The following is a 15,287-nucleotide window of genomic DNA, read 5'->3' as shown; positions in this document are numbered from 1 at the left end:
ATGGCCGGAAACATCCCCGTTTCGCCGCTTGCGCCGGAAAGCTTCCCCGATCTGCCGGTGATCGAAGGCGTCACCTTCGCCACCGCCCAGGCCGGGGTGAAATACAAAGGTCGCACCGACGTGATGCTGGCGCTGCTGGCGCCCGGCACCACCATGACCGGCGTGTTCACGCGTTCGTCCACCCGGTCGGCCAATGTGCTGGATTGCCAGGACAAGATCGGCAGCGACAGCGATGCGGGGGCGGCGATCATCGTCAATTCCGGCAACTCCAATGCCTTCACCGGCAGCGCCGGTGAAGGATCGGTCGCGGCGATCTGCGCCGCGGTGGCCGAGGCCACGGGCCTGCCGGCCGAGCGTGTCTTCACCAGCTCCACCGGAGTGATCGGCGAACGGCTGCCGCATGACCGGATCACCGCCAAGGTGGCAGAACTGGTCGAAAACCAGGACGCGGGCAATATGGCCGATGCAGCCCGCGCGATCATGACCACCGACACCTTCCCGAAAGGCGCCACCGAAACCGCCACGCTCGACGGGGTCGAAGTCAAGATCGCGGGCTTTGCCAAGGGCTCCGGCATGATCGCCCCCGATATGGCGACCATGCTCTGCTATATCTTCACCGACACCGCGATTTCACGCGAGGTGCTGCAGCAATGCCTCTGGCTCGACAATGCCTCGACCTTCAACTGCGTGACGGTGGATGGGGATACATCGACCTCGGACACGGTTCTGGTTGCCGCCACCGGCAAGGCCGATATGGAGCCGATCACCGATTTCGCCGATCCGCGCGTACGGGTCTTCCGAGATGCGCTGCATGCGGTGATGAAGGATCTCGCGATCCAGATCGCCCGCGACGGCGAAGGCGCGACCAAGCTGATCGAGGTGCAGGTCACCGGCGCAAATGCCAATGGCCCCGCGCATCGTGTTGCCATGGCCATCGCCAATTCGCCGCTGGTGAAAACCGCCGTGGCCGGCGAAGATCCGAACTGGGGTCGTATCGTCATGGCCGTCGGCAAGGCGGGAGAGCGTGCCGAGCGTGACCGGCTAACCATCTGGTTCGGCGATATTCTCGTGGCTGAAAATGGCTGGGTCGCCCCGTCCTACACCGAGGAAGCCGGCGCCGCGTACATGAAGAGGGACGAGATTGTCATTCGAGTCGATCTCGGCCTCGACAATGGCACGGCCACGGTTTGGTCCTGCGACCTGACCCACGGCTACATCTCGATCAACGCCGATTACCGGTCCTGAGGCGGGCGCGATGAAAACCGTTCTGGTCTCTGCCGTTGCGCTGATCGATACCGACGGCCGCGTGCTTCTTGCACAGCGGCCGGAAGGCAAATCCATGGCCGGGCTGTGGGAATTTCCCGGCGGAAAGGTCGAACCGGGCGAAACCCCCGAACACGCGCTGATACGCGAATTGCAGGAAGAACTGGGCATCGACACCTGGGCCAGCTGCCTCGCGCCACTGACCTTTGCCAGCCACAGCTATGACGATTTCCACCTGTTAATGCCGCTCTTTGCCTGCCGCAAATGGCAGGGCATTCCGCAGCCGAAGGAAGGCCAGACGCTGAAATGGGTGCATGCAAGGGATCTGCGCGATTACCCGATGCCGCCCGCCGACATTCCGCTGATCCCCATTCTGCGCGATTGGCTCTGACCCGGAACCGACGCGCCCGGACAGATGAAACGGGGATCAAGGCTCCCAATTGATATAGGTCACTCGATAATCACATACTTTTTTATAGGATTTGTGGCAAAACCCTGTACCTTTTGAATATCTCAACAAACCAATCTCTTGGGGAGACTCGAGCAATGCTGCGTACAATCGTGATCGGGAACTATATTTCCGTTCAGGGGACGTTTGTGCGGAAACTTCCGGATGGGAAAATCCTCGTCCGGGTCGGCGATCGCGAATTCGCAGGGAAACCGGTGCCGAACAAAGCCGCCTGACGCACATGATACCGGAACAGAAAAAGGGGAGAGCTTTCGCTCTCCCCTTTCTTATTGCCTATGATGGGCCGCAGATCAGTCGAGCCGACGCTCGACTTCCTCGCGCTCGAAGATCTCGATGACGTCGCCGGGGCGGATATCATCATAGTTTTCGAACGCCATGCCGCATTCCTGGCCGGACTGGACTTCCTTGACCTCGTCCTTGAAGCGCTTCAGCGTCTTCAGCGTGCCTTCGTGGATCACCACGTCGTCGCGCAGCAGGCGCACACCGGCGGAACGGCGGGCAACGCCTTCGGTGACCAGACAACCGGCGACCTTGCCGACGCCCGTCACCTTGAACACTTCGCGGATCTCGGCATAGCCGATGAAATGTTCGCGGACTTCCGCGGACAGCAGGCCCGAAGCGGCGGCTTTAACATCGTCCACAAGGTCATAGATGACCGAATAGTAGCGGATTTCCACGCCCTTCTGGTTGGCCGAGTTCCGTGCCGATGCGTTGGCCCGTACGTTGAAGCCCATGATCGGGGCACCCGAGGCTTCGGCAAGGCCGACATCGGTTTCGGTGATCGCACCGACGCCGTAATGCAGGACCCGCACGCGGACTTCCTCGTTGCCGATCTTTTCCATCGCCTGAACGATGGCTTCGGCCGACCCCTGCACATCGGCTTTCACCAGGATGGGCAGTTCCTTGACGTTTTCGTCTTCCTTGGCCTTCTGCATCAGCTGTTCCAGCGTCGCAGCGGCGCCGGCGGCGGCACGTTTTTCCTTGGCGGCGCTTTCGCGGTATTCCGCGATCTCGCGTGCCTGGGCTTCGGTATCCACCACGTTCAGAACGTCGCCCGCTTCCGGCGTGCCGTTCAGGCCCAGAACCTCGACCGGAACCGACGGACCGGCTTCTTCGATCCGCTCGCCCTTGTCGTCGACCAGCGCCCGGACCCGGCCCCATTGTTCTCCGACGACGAAGATGTCGCCCTGCTTCAGGGTGCCCTTCTGGACCAGAACCGTCGCGACGGGACCACGGCCCACATCCAGCTGCGCCTCGATCACTGCGCCTTCGGCGGCGCGGTCGGGATTGGCCTTCAGTTCAAGGATTTCCGCCTGCAGCGCGATCGATTCCAGCAGTTCGTCGAGGCCCTGACCGGTCTTGGCGGACACTTCCACGTCCTGCACGTCGCCCGACATCTCTTCGACGATCACTTCGTGCTGCAACAGTTCGGCGCGCACCTTGTTGGGGTCGGCGGCCGGTTTGTCGCATTTGTTGATCGCCACGATCATCGGCACTTCGGCGGCCTTGGCGTGGTTAATCGCCTCGATCGTCTGCGGCATGACAGAATCGTCTGCGGCGACGACCAGAACCACGATATCGGTGACCTGCGCACCGCGCGACCGCATCGAGGTAAAGGCCGCGTGGCCCGGCGTGTCGAGGAAGGTCAGAATCGACCCGCTATCGGTTTTCACCTGGTAGGCGCCGATATGCTGGGTGATGCCGCCGGCTTCGCCGGACACAACCTTGGCGTTGCGGATCGCGTCCAGCAGCGAGGTCTTGCCGTGGTCGACGTGGCCCATGATGGTGATGACCGGCGGACGCGGCTTCAGATCGGCTTCATCTTCTTCGATCTGCTGGATCACGTCTTCGACGTCGGCATCCGACACCCGCTGGATGCGGTGGCCGAATTCCTCGACGATCAGTTCGGCGGTATCGGCGTCAATGGGTTGGTTCTGAGTGACCATCATCCCCATCTTCATCAGCGACTTGACCACGTCGGCGACGCGTTCCGCCATCCGGTTGGCCAGTTCCGACACCACGATCGTTTCGGGCACCCGAACGTCGCGGACAACCTTTTCGCGCTCAACCGGCTGGCCCATTGCCTTCTGCCGGGCACGTTCCTGTTTCCGCTTCATCGCTGCCAGCGATTTCGTCCGTCCGCCTTCACGACCCGAAAGCGCCTGATTGACCGTCAGCTTGCCCGAGCGGCGACCATCGTCGCGGCCCTTGCTGCGGCTGCGATCCTCTTCGCGTTCTTTCTTGCGGCCGGGCGCGGCGGCACCACCGGACGGTGCCGGTTTCTGCGCCCGTGCCGGGGCCTTCTGTTCGGTGGCCTGTGGCGCGGCGGCGGCCGCGGCGGCGCGCTTGGCGGCGTCTTCCGCCTCTTTCTTCTTGCGCGCCTCTTCCTCGGCCTTGGCCTTCAGCGCCTCTTCGCGCTCGCGTTCTTCGCGCTCCTTGGCTTCGGCTTCCTCGCGGCGGCGCTGACGTTCTTCCTCGCGCGCCTTTTCATCGGCCTCGCGCTGCGCAGCTTCTTCCGCTTCGCGCGCCTTGGCCGCCTGCAACGCCTTCAGGCGGCGTTCCATTTCCGCATCGGAAATCCCGGCGGGGCGCTTGGACGGATCGCCAATGGACTTGCCGGCCTTGCCGGTGCCCGTCTTGGCAGCGCCGGGTTTGGGAACCACGACGCGCTTGCGCTTGGTTTCCACCACGACGTTCTTGGTCCGCCCGTGGCTGAAGCTCTGCTTCACGTTGCCCGAACGGGGCCCGCCACGTACACCCAAAGTCTTTTTACCGTCGTTGTCGCTCATCTGGCTTCTTCATCCTTTCCGGCGGTCATCGTCGCCGCCCCGGGTCGCATACCCTTAAGTCTTGCGGCTTCCTCTACTACACGCTGGGTCAAACCGCCAGCGCCAAGGGCCACATGTATTACAGTTTGTCGCCCAAAGGCCTGACCCAGCTCATCCGCGGTCATCCAGCCTATGAACGATCCGCCTTCCGGCGTACGCAGTTTCGACTTGCCCCGGCCCGATCCGTCGCAGGCCTGGATCAGCACCTCGGCCTGATCCTTGATCAGCCAGTCCTTCACCTTCTCGAACCCCGACACCGCCTCGCCGCCCTTGCGGGCCAGGCTGACCAGATCGACCAGCCGGCGCACCAGCGCCCGTTCGACCAGATCCGACAGATCGTCGGGCACCGTCACCTGCTGTTTGGCAGCACGGGAAAACAGTCCCTTCTTTGCCGCCTTGTCGATCGCCGCGCGATCCGCGGAAACCCATATCCCACGACCCGGCAGTTTTTCCATCAGGTCGGGCACCAGCCGACCGTCAGGGCCGACCACGAAGCGGATCAGCCCGGATTTGGGCTGAACCGCACCAGTGGCGATACACTTGCGCTCGGGACCGTTTTCCCGGTCCTTATTGCGTCCCCCGCGTGTCATGCGGCCGATTTCCGAGGCCCTGCAATCAGGCCTCGGCCTCCTCTGCGTTGTCTTCTTCGCCTTCTTCGACCGCTTCCTCGGTCTCCAGTTCGGCGGGATCGACCCAACCCAGCAGGATGCGGGCGTTCATGATAAGGCTCTGCGCTTCTTCCAACGACACGTCGAACGGTTCCAGAAGACCGTCATCCTTGACCCGCTCGCCATCAACCGAGGTCCAGCCGCCGGCCAGTTCCCAGTCGGCGCAGGTGGCGAAGTCTTCCAGCGTCTTCACGCCATCTTCGGCCAGCGCCTGAATCATTTGGGGTGTCAGACCCTCAAAGTCAAACAGGCTGTCCTCGACGCCCAGTTCGCGGGCCTTTTCAATGGCCGCACGCGCCTGCGCCTCGAGGTGATCGCGGGCCCGCGCCTGCAATTCGCTGGCGGTGTCCTCGTCCACCCCGTCGATGACCAGAAGTTCATCCATTTCGACATAGGCGACTTCTTCGAGGTTGGTGAAGCCCTCGGAGACCAGAAGCTGGGCGAAGAATTCGTCGACGTCCAGAGTGTTGACGAAGAGCTGGGTGCGTTCTTCGAATTCCTTCTGACGACGCGCCGATTCATCCGATTCGGTCATGATGTCGATATCCAGGTTGGTCAGCTGCGACGCCAGGCGCACGTTCTGACCGCGCCGGCCGATGGCCAGGCTCAGCTGTTCGTCGGGCACCACGACTTCGATCCGTTCGGCGACCTCGTCCAGAACAACCTTGGACACTTCCGCCGGCTGCAGCGCGTTGACCAGGAAGGTCGGCACGTCTTCGTTCCAGGGGATGATGTCGATCTTTTCACCCTGCAGTTCGTTCACCACGGCCTGAACCCGGCTGCCGCGCATACCGACGCAGGCACCGACGGGGTCGATCGAGTTGTCATAGGACACCACGGCGATCTTGGCGCGCGATCCGGGATCGCGGGCCACGGCCTTGATCTCGATGATGCCGTCATAGATTTCCGGCACTTCCATCTTGAACAGCTCGGCCATGAATTCCGGCGCGGTGCGCGACAGGAAGATCTGCGGCCCGCGGGTTTCGCGGCGCACATCCTTGATGTAGCAGCGCACGCGGTCGTTCGGGCGATAGCTTTCGCGGCCGATCTTTTCGTTGCGGCGCAGGATCGCTTCGCCCCGGCCCACGTCGACGATGACGTTGCCGTATTCTTCGCGCTTGACCACACCGTTGATGATGGTGCCCTGGCGATCCTTGAATTCTTCGTACTGGCGGTCGCGCTCGGCTTCGCGCACCTTCTGCAGGATCACCTGCTTGGCCGATTGCGCCGCGATCCGGCCCAGTTCGACCGGGGGCACTTCCTCGACGAACGTGTCGCCCACTTTCGGTTCCGACATGTATTGGCGCGCCTGATCGACGGTCATTTCGGCCTGGTAGTTTTCCAGTTCCTCATCCTCGACCACGGTGCGGACGCGGGTGAAGGTGGCCTTGCCGGTCTTGCGGTCGATCGACACGCGGATGTCCATTTCCGCGCCGTAACGCGACTTCGCCGCACGGGCGAGCGATTCTTCCATCGCTTCCACGACCAGCGAGGGGTCGATCATCTTTTCGCGAGCCACGGCTTCGGCGGTTTGCAACAGCTCCAGCTGGTTTGCAGAGGTGATTGCCATTGTCTTCAGTCCTCCTGGGAACCGGATTCGGTTTCAATCTCGTCAAATGCGTCTTCGTTCAGGGTGCCGTCGGCCTTGCGCGCCTTGAGCATTTCCTTGATCAGGTCGTCGGTCAGAACCAGCTTGGCGTCGCTCAGCCAGTCGAAATTCAGACCCACGGTAACCTCTTCGCCGTTCTGATCGATGTTGATCAGGACTTCGTCGCCCTCAACCCCGGCCAGAACGCCCTTGAAGCGGCGGCGGCCGTCGATCAGCTCGGTGGTTTCGATCTTGGCTTCGTAGCCCTCGAAGGTCTCGAAATCCTTCAGCCGGGTCAGCGGCCGGTCGATACCGGGGCTGGACACCTCCAGCATGTATTGATCCATGATCGGATCCTCGACATCCAGCACGGCGGAAACCGCGGTGGAAATCCTGGCGCAATCGTCGACCTCGATACCGCCCTCGGGGCGTTCGGCCATGATCTGCAACGTGTCGGTCTTGCCGCTCATCAACCGCAGGCGCACCAGCTCGAACCCCATGTCTTCGATCACGGGGGTGATGATTTCGGCGAGGCGACGGTCCATCGCGGCTTTGGCTATCAAGTCGTTGGTCATATCATCCAAACACAAAAAAACGGGCGCGCGGCCCGTCGATCTTTCCCGGTGGAGCGTCAGAGGTCCGACGCGCCGCTGTTGAGAGGGGATATAGGCCGGTTCGGCCTCAGTTGCAAGGGGATTGCTGATCTTCGCCAGCGTCAGCCCAGCCCGCCCTCTTCGGCGATCTGATCCATCACCCGGACCAGTTCGGCGCTGATCCCCGGTTCCGACAGCGCATGGCCGGCGTTGCGGATCATCTTCAGGTCGGCATTGGGCCAGCGCTTGGCCAGTGCCCAGGCCGATGTCGGCGGGCAGATCATGTCGTAGCGGCCCTGCACGATCACGCCGGGGATATGGATGATCCGGTGCATGTCCTGCAGGATCTGCCCGTCGCGTTCCAGAAAGGCCGCGTTGGTGAAATAGTGGTTTTCCAGCCGCGCGAAGGCGCGGGCGTAATCACCCGGGCTGTCGCCGCCATGACCGGTGGAATAGACCGAGGCCAGCGCGTTTTCCCATTGCGCCCAGGCCTTGGCGTATTTGGTTTCGGTCGGCAGGTGGCCGGAAAACAACCGCTTGTGATAGGCCGCGATCATGTCGCCTTGTTCCTCTTCCGGGATCAGGTCGGCAAACCGCGCCCAGGTTTCCGGCCAGAACTTGCCGGCACCGCCGCCATAGAACCAGTCGAGCTCGGACTTCGTGGCGAGGAACACGCCGCGCAGGATCAGCCCCTTGACCGTTTCGGGATGCGCCTGGGCATAGATCAGCGCCAGCGTCGCGCCCCAACTGCCACCGAAAACGTACCAGCGATCGATCTCCAGCTCCTGACGAATCAGTTCGATATCGCGGACCAGGTGCCAGGTGGTGTTGTTTTCGACGCTCGCATGCGGGATCGACCGGCCGCAGCCGCGCTGATCGAACAGCACGATGCGATAGACGCGCGGATCGAAATAGCGCCGCATCGCCGGGCTGCAACCGCCGCCCGGACCGCCATGGAACACCACCACCGGCACGCCCTCGGGATTGCCCGACTGTTCCAGATAAATCTTGTGACCGTCGCCCACGTCGAGCATACGCTGATCGAACGGGTCGACCGGCGGGTGCAGGTAATGAACTGCGCTTTTTTGGCCCGAGTATTTGTCCATGATCGTCCTATATAGTGGCGCAGACCCAAAAGAGCATATGGAGAGCAGAATGCAAACCGCTCAGACAACCGTCGACCCGTCCGAGGTCGCAAAGTTCGAAGCGATGGCCGCGGAATGGTGGAATCCCAAGGGCAAGTTCAAGCCGCTGCATATGCTCAACCCCTGCCGATTGGATTATATCACACAACAGATCGCGGGCGAATTCGGGCGCGATCTGTCGCAGGACCGTCCGTTCGAAGGGCTGCGGCTGCTGGATATCGGCTGCGGCGGCGGGCTTTTGTCGGAACCGATGGCGCGTCTTGGCGCGACGGTGGTGGGCGCCGACGCGGCGGCGGGCAATATCCCGGTGGCGCAGGTCCATGCGCAGCAATCCGGTCTCGACATCGACTACCGCAACGTGACCGCCGAGGCGCTAGCCGCTGCGGGCGAAAGGTTCGATGTGGTGCTGAACATGGAAGTTGTGGAACACGTGGCCGATCCGATGGCCTACATGACCGCCTGCCAGCAATTGCTGAAACCCGGCGGGCTGATGATCTGTTCGACCATCAACCGCAATGCCAAGAGCTTCGCGGTGGCCATCGTGGGCGCTGAATTCGTGATGCGGTGGCTGCCCAAGGGTACCCATGAATGGTCGAAATTCATCACCCCGGACGAACTTTACGACCTGATCGCCAAGGCCGGGCTGGAACCGGTCGACCGCAAGGGATTCGTGTTCAACCCGATCAGCTGGCAATGGTCGCTGTCGGATCGCGACCTGAGCGTGAATTACGTCACCGCCAGCGTGAAGCCGGGCTGACGACCGTCTCAATCCTCTTCCAGCTTGACCCGCAGTTCACGCAGGATCGGCAGGGCGGCGCGCACCTTGCCTTCGCCCAGCTCGCCAACCAGTTCGGAAATCATCGGCGAAATCGCCGCCAGAGCCGCGTCGCGCGCCTGCCGTCCGGCCGGGCTGATCGCCACCAGCTTGCGCCGCGCATCGTCCCAGTCGGGGCGGATATGGACGTAACCGGCCCATTCCAGTTTCGACAGCGTGTTGGTCATCGCGCCACGGGTGACGTGGAAGCTCTTGGCCAGTTGCGCAGGGGTGCGTTCATCGCCCGCCCGCGCCAATTGGTTCAGCACGGAAAAATGCGAAATTTCCATCCCCTTGGGCAGCACTTTCGACAGCCGGTTGCGCACCAGCTGGTCGGCGGTCAACAGTTCGCTGAACAGCGCGATGGCAAGGGGATTTGTGTCGTCACTCAAGGGCCGTCAAACTTTCGGTCATGGGTCAGCGACGGAACCTTCCGGCGCGCATCTATGACAGCCTTGGTATCAAGATCAACGAATGTGACGCAAGCCTCTGTTCCGGCATCAACCAGAACCTCGCCCCAGGGTGCTACCGCCAGCGAATGCCCGAAGGTCCGGCGCGGCTGCCCGCGATGGGTGTCATGGCTGCCGGTCTGTGCCGGGGCCAGCACGTAGCACCCGTTTTCGATCGCCCGGGCGCGCATCAGCGCATGCCAATGCGCTTCGCCGGTCACCTGCGAAAACGCCGCCGGCACCGTCAGGATCGTCGCGCCCGCCTGTGCCAGTGCCCGGTGAAGATGGGGAAAGCGCACGTCGTAGCAGACGGTCATGCCCACCGTTCCGAATGGTGTCGGCACGCAGACCGCGCGGTTGCCAGGACGATAGCCATCCGATTCGCGGTAGGTCTCGGCATCGGAAACCTGAACATCGAACATGTGGATCTTGTCGTACCAGCCCGCGATGTCGCCCGCCGGATCGATCATGAAGGACCGGTTGGCAAACCGTCCGTCCGGGTCGTCGGTCTTCAGCCCTAGCGACCCGATCAGCAGCCAGATGCCCAGTTCCTTCGCATCCGACCGCAGCGCCGCAAGCGTGATGTCGTTTTCCTGCCGCTGCAGCACCTCGCGCTGCCGGCCGCGGCTGGACGACAGGCAATTGGTCACCTCGGGGGTCAGAACGAAATCCGCCCCGCCCTCCGCCGCCTCGCGCAGGAAGGCGCGGGTGATGGGCAGGTTAACCTCCGGATCGTCCGAGGCGTTCAGCTGCAAAAGCGCGGCGCGGGTCATCGATCAGCCCGCCAGCAGCGGATCGAGCTGGCCGGTGCGTTCCAGGGCATAAAGTTCATCGCAACCACCGACATGGCGTTCGCCGATGAAAATCTGCGGCACGGTACGGCTGCCATTGGCGCGTTCGATCATCTGCGGCTTCAGCGCCGGGTTGGTCAGCACGTTGAATTCGGTGAATTCGACGCCCTTTTCGTTCAGCAACCGCTTGGCCGCGTGGCAGAAACCGCACAGCGGCGAGGAGTAGATTTCGATCTTGGGCATGTTTGTCTTTCCTGAAACTGGCCGTTGAGTTGTCTGTTATTTAGGAAGACTTGGCAACACGCGCCAGTAGCAGCACGGAAACCTGCGTTGCATTTGCCGCAAGGCAGGCCTCGGCCGTGGCGGATAAAGTGGCGCCGGTGGTCATCACGTCATCGATCAGCAAAACATGCCGGCCGGCGATTCGCCCTGCGTTGCGGGGGTGGGCACGGATCGCCCGCTGCATCGTCGCGAAGCGTTCCTCCACCCCCTGCCCCTTGGTCGATCGGGTCGCCCGGTAACGCTGCAACAGGTCGGGGCAGTACTCGTACCCCGCCAGTTGCGCCACCCGTTCGGCCAGAAGCGCCGATTGATTGAACCGCCGCCGCGCCAGCCGCAGCCAATGCAGCGGCACCGGCGCGACCAGCATGTCGCGGGTCAGGATCGGGCCCGCCGCCGCCAGCATCCATTGCGCCGCGGGACGGACGATATCGTGCCTGTCGCCATGTTTCAGCGCCAGCACCAGCTTGCGGCCGTTGTCCTGATACAGCAGCGCCGCCCGCCCCCGCGCCCACGGGCGCGGGACCCTCAGGCAATCGTCGCACAGCACCGCATCACCGCCCGCCTCGCCCGGCAGCGGCGCGCCGCAGGCTTCGCAGGTCAGCCCGCCGATGAACGGCGTGTCGCGGCGACAGGGGCCGCACAGGCCGAAGGCGCTTTCAACCATGTCGCCGCAATTCAGGCAGCGCGGCGGATAGATCACCCGCAACGCGGTTTGAATCTTCTGCCAAGCCATTCTATTTACGCCTCATGACCGATGCCCCTCGCCTGACCGATCGCCATGCGCTGCAACGCAACCGGACCCGCGCCCAGCGCGATCCGGCCCTGTTCCTGCATGAAACCGCCGCCGAGGAGCTTCAGGATCGGCTGGCCATGATTAACAGGACATTTACGAAACCGGCCATCGTGACCGGCTTCCCCGATTTCTGGTCGGGTGTCCTGCCCGATGCGACCGTGGTGCCCGATGACGAGGTCCTGGCGCTGGAACCGGGCGCGCATGACCTGGTGATCCACGCAATGGCGCTGCATTGGGCCAACGACCCGGTCGGCCAGATTATCCAGAGCCGCCGCGCGCTGGCCCCCGACGGGTTCTTCCTTGCCGCAATGTTCGGCGGTCAGACCCTGTCGCAGCTGCGCAGCGCGCTGGCCGAAGCCGAAATCGCGATCAGCGGCGGATTGTCGCCGCGGGTACTACCGATGGCGGAAATCCGCGATCTGGGCGCCCTGCTGCAACGCGCCGGACTGACCCTGCCGGTGGCCGACAATCTGGCGCTCAATGTCAGTTACCAGACCCCGTTCCACCTGATGCGCGATCTGCGCGCGATGGGCGAGGTCAACGCGCTCGAAGGCCGGTTGCGCCGCCCGACCCGACCGTCGGTGCTGCACAGGGCGGCCGAGATTTACCAAACCCACCATGCCGACGACGAAAACCGCGTCGCCGCCACGTTCGAACTGATTTTCCTTACCGGCTGGGCCCCCGATCCCAGCCAGCCGCAGCCCTTACGCCCCGGAAGTGCGACCGCTCGTCTCGCCGAGGCATTGGGAACCCGCGAAACGCGTCTGCCGGATTGACCTGCGGCGGCAACCGGTTATCTCCTGCTCAACGCCACTCAGGAACCAATGAAGGGACCCAAGATGCCGGATGCTTTGAAGAACGCCACACGCCCTGCCCACGCCCCGACCGATCACCCCAAGATCGCGGCGCAAAAGGTTGGCGTTCTGCTGGCCAATCTGGGCACGCCTGACGCGACCGATTACTGGTCGATGCGTCGGTACCTGAGCGAATTCCTGTCCGACAAGCGGGTGATCGATTTTCCGGCCTGGAAGTGGCAGCCGCTGCTGCAGCTGATCATCCTGTCCAAGCGGCCCTTCACGTCGGGCGCGGCCTACCGGTCGATCTGGAACAAAGAAAAGAACGAAAGCCCGCTGCTTACCATCACCAAGGAACAGACCGCCGCGCTGGCCGACCTGATGGCGGATCGCTACGGCGACGACGTGATGGTCGATTTCTGCATGCGCTACGGTAACCCGTCGACCGAATCCAAGGTCCGCGCGATGGTCGAAGCGGGATGCACCAAGATCCTGTTCTTCCCGCTGTATCCACAATATGCCGGCGCCACCACCGCCACCGCCAACGATCAGTTCTTCCGCGCGCTGATGAAGGAACCCTATCAGCCCGCCGCGCGCACCGTGCCGGACTATTTCGAACACCCCACCTATATCGAGGCCCTGGCGCAATCGGTGGAAAAATCCTACGCCGCCGCCGAATCAAAGCCCGAACTGCTGGTCGTGTCCTATCACGGCATGCCCAAGCGCTACCTGACGCAGGGCGATCCCTATCACTGCAAATGCCAGAAAAACACGCGGCTCTTGAAGGAACGCCTGGGCTGGGACGACACCCAGATCATCACCAGCTTCCAATCTGTGTTCGGAACCGAGGAATGGCTGCGCCCCTACACGGTCGAGGAAGTCGCCCGCCAGGCCGCCGAGGAAGGCAAGAAACATATCGCGGTGATCGCGCCGGCCTTTTCCGCCGATTGCATCGAAACGCTGGAAGAAATCAACGAAGAGATACGCGAAAGTTTCGAACATGCGGGCGGCGAGAAATTTACCTACATCCCCTGCCTGAATGCCGATCCGATGCACATGCAGGCGCTGGCCGAACTGGTCGAGGAAAACCTCAAGGGCTGGCTCGACTGACCGTCAGTCAGCGGCATGCCCGGAAAAAGAAAAAGGCGGTGGAAATCCACCGCCTTTCCAATTCGTATCGCGAAGATCGCTTAGTTGGCTGCGACTGCGGCAACGACCGCCAGCAGAACCAGCGGCACGATGATGCCAGCGTTCGACGAGCTTGCGGCTTCTTCGACGATGACGGCCGGTTCCATGACGGGCTCAGCCATGCTGCCGGCGAATGCGGTCGAAGCGGCAACGGACAGAGTAGCGGCCAGAACGAGTTTTTTCATGATATTCTCTCCAATTAATTGCTTAGCGCGCATCAATTTATGGCACTAAGCACCTAAGACATGCCTTGTTTTATTTTCTAACAAGCAAATCCGCCAGATTGCAAATACTAGTTGACCCAGATTCCGCTCAGTTCGCCGGTTTGGCGTCAAATAAGCAACACTTGCGTACCGACCTTTGTCAGCCCGTAAAGTTCGGAAATGTGTTCGTTGTAGAGCCCGATGCAGCCGTTGGAGGACCGCCTGCCGATCTTGCGCGTGTCGTGCGTGCCGTGAATGCGGTAGTAGGTCCAGCTGAGGTAAAGCGCGTGGGTGCCAAGCGGATTTTCCGGCCCTGCCGGGATGAAATCGGGCCATTCCGGATTGCGTTTCTTCATCGACGGCGTCGGCCGCCATTCCGGCCCTACGACCTTGCGCACCACCCGGGTGCGTCCCCGGCGGGTCAATTCGTCGGTCAGCGGCACGCTGGAAGGGTATAGTTTGTAAGTCTCGCCATCCTCGGACCAGAAATGCAGCGCCCGCGAGTCGATATCGACCAGGATCGCACCGTTTTTCAGGCTGCTGAAATAGGGCTGCCAGTCCATCGAACGGAAACTTGAGATATTGTGGCGCACCGTGGCGGAGACGTCCTTTTCCACTTCGACGCTGTCCGCACCGTCAACGTCCTGGGCCAGGACCGGGCTGCCAATAAGCGCCGCCGTTCCTGCCAGGAATCCCCGCCGATTCAACTTGTTCACGCGATCTTCAGTCATCGATAGTCTCCACTCGCCGCATATGCCGCAACAGCGCGCATATTATGGCGCGAAAGCCTCAGTCGCAAATCAAACACCCGTCAATAGGTCAACTCACGCTTATGTGGGTTTGAATCGCAACGCATGGCGATATAGGACTTTTCCAGATTTCCTTGTGTGGTGAAAGAAATGCTGCGTCTTATCGGTCTTGTCCTCATCTCCGTCTTGTCGCTTTCGGCCTGTGTCGATTCGAACCCGGCAGTGGGCCCTGATGGCAAACCACTGCCAAAGCTCTATCGGATCCGGGCCGGCGACACCTCGGCAATCCAGTACAGGATGCTGGATTCGGTCAACGCCCTGCGCCAGGCCGCCGGCTCCGCTCCGGTCGAACTGAACGCGCAGCTCAACGCCGCCTCCGCCACCCATGCCCGCGACATGTCGGTGCAGAACCGGCCGTGGCATTTCGGATCCGATGGATCGTCGCCGATGGATCGGGTCAAGCGGGTCGGATACGCAGGAGAGTTCCGCGGCGAAACGATTTCGGAAACCTATGAAACCGAAATCGAAACCCTCGGCGCCTGGATGGATCAGACCGACACCCGCCGGGTCATCCTCGATCCCAAGGCGACCGGAATGGGATTTGCCTGGCACCAGGAACCCAATGGCAAGATCTGGTGGACCCTGGTGATGGGCGGCTGAGCAGCCCGTC

General features: G+C 62.3%; 17 protein-coding genes. 6 read left to right on the top strand and 11 right to left on the bottom strand.

Annotated elements, in window-relative coordinates; genetic code table 11:
• Together argJ and mutT are read left to right on the top strand one after the other, a co-directional pair.
• Positions 1-1,245, top strand: coding sequence for a bifunctional glutamate N-acetyltransferase/amino-acid acetyltransferase ArgJ (argJ, locus tag IT775_RS04945; protein WP_212699982.1), 1,245 nt, complete (start codon positions 1-3; stop codon positions 1,243-1,245).
• Between the two features lie 10 nt (positions 1,246-1,255).
• A complete protein-coding gene (gene mutT / locus IT775_RS04940; protein ID WP_212699981.1) occupies positions 1,256-1,654 on the top strand; it encodes an 8-oxo-dGTP diphosphatase MutT in 399 nt (132 codons plus the stop codon).
• A 368-nt stretch (positions 1,655-2,022) separates the two neighbouring features.
• Here mutT and infB read toward each other — a convergent pair whose 3' ends face one another.
• From infB to pip, 5 genes are all read right to left on the bottom strand, one after another.
• Positions 2,023-4,521, bottom strand: coding sequence for a translation initiation factor IF-2 (gene infB / locus IT775_RS04935; protein ID WP_212699980.1), 2,499 nt, complete (start codon positions 4,519-4,521; stop codon positions 2,023-2,025).
• A complete protein-coding gene (locus IT775_RS04930) occupies positions 4,518-5,150 on the bottom strand; it encodes an RNA-binding protein (RefSeq protein ID WP_212699979.1) in 633 nt (210 codons plus the stop codon). The genes infB and IT775_RS04930 overlap by 4 nt, the downstream gene beginning before the upstream one ends.
• Before the next feature lie 25 nt (positions 5,151-5,175).
• Positions 5,176-6,798 (bottom strand): transcription termination factor NusA, encoded by a 1,623-nt coding sequence (gene nusA / locus IT775_RS04925; RefSeq protein WP_212699978.1) that lies wholly within the window; start codon positions 6,796-6,798, stop codon positions 5,176-5,178.
• A 5-nt stretch (positions 6,799-6,803) separates the two neighbouring features.
• Positions 6,804-7,391, bottom strand: a complete 588-nt coding sequence (rimP, locus tag IT775_RS04920) for a ribosome maturation factor RimP (protein ID WP_212699977.1) — start codon at positions 7,389-7,391, stop codon at positions 6,804-6,806.
• 140 nt (positions 7,392-7,531) lie between these two features.
• Positions 7,532-8,515 (bottom strand): prolyl aminopeptidase, encoded by a 984-nt coding sequence (pip, locus tag IT775_RS04915; protein ID WP_212699976.1) that lies wholly within the window; start codon positions 8,513-8,515, stop codon positions 7,532-7,534.
• 49 nt (positions 8,516-8,564) lie between these two features.
• Here pip and ubiG point away from each other — a divergent pair, with 49 nt between their 5' ends.
• On the top strand, positions 8,565-9,311 hold the full coding sequence (gene ubiG / locus IT775_RS04910; RefSeq protein ID WP_212699975.1) for a bifunctional 2-polyprenyl-6-hydroxyphenol methylase/3-demethylubiquinol 3-O-methyltransferase UbiG: 747 nt from the start codon (positions 8,565-8,567) through the stop codon (positions 9,309-9,311).
• An 8-nt stretch (positions 9,312-9,319) separates the two neighbouring features.
• Here ubiG and IT775_RS04905 read toward each other — a convergent pair whose 3' ends face one another.
• The 4 genes from IT775_RS04905 to IT775_RS04890 are packed head-to-tail and all read right to left on the bottom strand — an operon-like array spanning position 9,320 to position 11,623.
• Positions 9,320-9,760 (bottom strand): MarR family winged helix-turn-helix transcriptional regulator, encoded by a 441-nt coding sequence (locus IT775_RS04905; RefSeq protein ID WP_212699974.1) that lies wholly within the window; start codon positions 9,758-9,760, stop codon positions 9,320-9,322.
• Entirely contained in the window at positions 9,757-10,590 is an 834-nt protein-coding gene (locus tag IT775_RS04900; RefSeq protein ID WP_212699973.1) for a carbon-nitrogen hydrolase family protein, read from the bottom strand. The genes IT775_RS04905 and IT775_RS04900 overlap by 4 nt, the downstream gene beginning before the upstream one ends.
• A 3-nt stretch (positions 10,591-10,593) precedes the next feature.
• Entirely contained in the window at positions 10,594-10,851 is a 258-nt protein-coding gene (grxC, locus tag IT775_RS04895; RefSeq protein WP_212699972.1) for a glutaredoxin 3, read from the bottom strand.
• A 40-nt stretch (positions 10,852-10,891) separates the two neighbouring features.
• Complete coding sequence (locus IT775_RS04890) at positions 10,892-11,623, bottom strand: ComF family protein (protein WP_212699971.1); 732 nt, start codon at positions 11,621-11,623, stop codon at positions 10,892-10,894.
• Between the two features lie 14 nt (positions 11,624-11,637).
• Here IT775_RS04890 and IT775_RS04885 point away from each other — a divergent pair, with 14 nt between their 5' ends.
• Both IT775_RS04885 and hemH read left to right on the top strand, forming a co-directional pair.
• Positions 11,638-12,459 (top strand): class I SAM-dependent methyltransferase, encoded by an 822-nt coding sequence (locus IT775_RS04885; protein WP_212699970.1) that lies wholly within the window; start codon positions 11,638-11,640, stop codon positions 12,457-12,459.
• 63 nt (positions 12,460-12,522) lie between these two features.
• The gene (gene hemH / locus IT775_RS04880; RefSeq protein ID WP_212699969.1) at positions 12,523-13,587 is read left to right on the top strand and encodes a ferrochelatase; all 1,065 of its coding nucleotides are present in this window, start codon (positions 12,523-12,525) and stop codon (positions 13,585-13,587) included.
• A gap of 80 nt (positions 13,588-13,667) precedes the next feature.
• On the opposite strand, the gene IT775_RS04875 is transcribed toward hemH, so the two are convergent.
• Entirely contained in the window at positions 13,668-13,850 is a 183-nt protein-coding gene (locus tag IT775_RS04875; RefSeq protein ID WP_212699968.1) for a hypothetical protein, read from the bottom strand.
• Between the two features lie 146 nt (positions 13,851-13,996).
• Positions 13,997-14,599, bottom strand: a complete 603-nt coding sequence (locus IT775_RS04870; protein WP_212699967.1) for a L,D-transpeptidase — start codon at positions 14,597-14,599, stop codon at positions 13,997-13,999.
• A 168-nt stretch (positions 14,600-14,767) separates the two neighbouring features.
• Between IT775_RS04870 and dalA the strand changes: the two genes are divergently transcribed.
• Positions 14,768-15,277: a divisome-associated lipoprotein DalA gene (gene dalA / locus IT775_RS04865; protein WP_212699966.1), complete on the top strand. Its 510-nt coding sequence runs from the start codon at positions 14,768-14,770 to the stop codon at positions 15,275-15,277.
• Positions 15,278-15,287: the final 10 nt, after the last annotated feature.

The sequence above is a fragment of the Thalassovita aquimarina genome, assembly GCF_018219815.1.
Classification (GTDB): Bacteria; Pseudomonadota; Alphaproteobacteria; order Rhodobacterales; family Rhodobacteraceae; genus Thalassobius; species Thalassobius aquimarinus.
Note: the sequence above shows the minus strand (reverse complement) of the source record. Positions and strands in the feature narration are given on the sequence as shown.

Bases quoted from the DNA above. Each gene is read 5' to 3' on its own strand.
- IT775_RS04875 (WP_212699968.1), bottom strand. From the start codon at position 13,850: ATGAAAAAACTCGTTCTGGCCGCTACTCTGTCCGTTGCCGCTTCGACC.
- mutT (WP_212699981.1), top strand. From the start codon at position 1,256: ATGAAAACCGTTCTGGTCTCTGCCGTTGCGCTGATCGATACCGACGGC.
- IT775_RS04890 (WP_212699971.1), bottom strand. From the start codon at position 11,623: ATGGCTTGGCAGAAGATTCAAACCGCGTTGCGGGTGATCTATCCGCCG.
- IT775_RS04870 (WP_212699967.1), bottom strand. From the start codon at position 14,599: ATGACTGAAGATCGCGTGAACAAGTTGAATCGGCGGGGATTCCTGGCA.
- grxC (WP_212699972.1), bottom strand. From the start codon at position 10,851: ATGCCCAAGATCGAAATCTACTCCTCGCCGCTGTGCGGTTTCTGCCAC.
- argJ (WP_212699982.1), top strand. From the start codon at position 1: ATGGCCGGAAACATCCCCGTTTCGCCGCTTGCGCCGGAAAGCTTCCCC.
- nusA (WP_212699978.1), bottom strand. From the start codon at position 6,798: ATGGCAATCACCTCTGCAAACCAGCTGGAGCTGTTGCAAACCGCCGAA.
- ubiG (WP_212699975.1), top strand. From the start codon at position 8,565: ATGCAAACCGCTCAGACAACCGTCGACCCGTCCGAGGTCGCAAAGTTC.
- IT775_RS04900 (WP_212699973.1), bottom strand. From the start codon at position 10,590: ATGACCCGCGCCGCGCTTTTGCAGCTGAACGCCTCGGACGATCCGGAG.
- hemH (WP_212699969.1), top strand. From the start codon at position 12,523: ATGCCGGATGCTTTGAAGAACGCCACACGCCCTGCCCACGCCCCGACC.
- IT775_RS04930 (WP_212699979.1), bottom strand. From the start codon at position 5,150: ATGACACGCGGGGGACGCAATAAGGACCGGGAAAACGGTCCCGAGCGC.
- IT775_RS04885 (WP_212699970.1), top strand. From the start codon at position 11,638: ATGACCGATGCCCCTCGCCTGACCGATCGCCATGCGCTGCAACGCAAC.
- infB (WP_212699980.1), bottom strand. From the start codon at position 4,521: ATGAGCGACAACGACGGTAAAAAGACTTTGGGTGTACGTGGCGGGCCC.
- rimP (WP_212699977.1), bottom strand. From the start codon at position 7,391: ATGACCAACGACTTGATAGCCAAAGCCGCGATGGACCGTCGCCTCGCC.
- dalA (WP_212699966.1), top strand. From the start codon at position 14,768: ATGCTGCGTCTTATCGGTCTTGTCCTCATCTCCGTCTTGTCGCTTTCG.
- pip (WP_212699976.1), bottom strand. From the start codon at position 8,515: ATGGACAAATACTCGGGCCAAAAAAGCGCAGTTCATTACCTGCACCCG.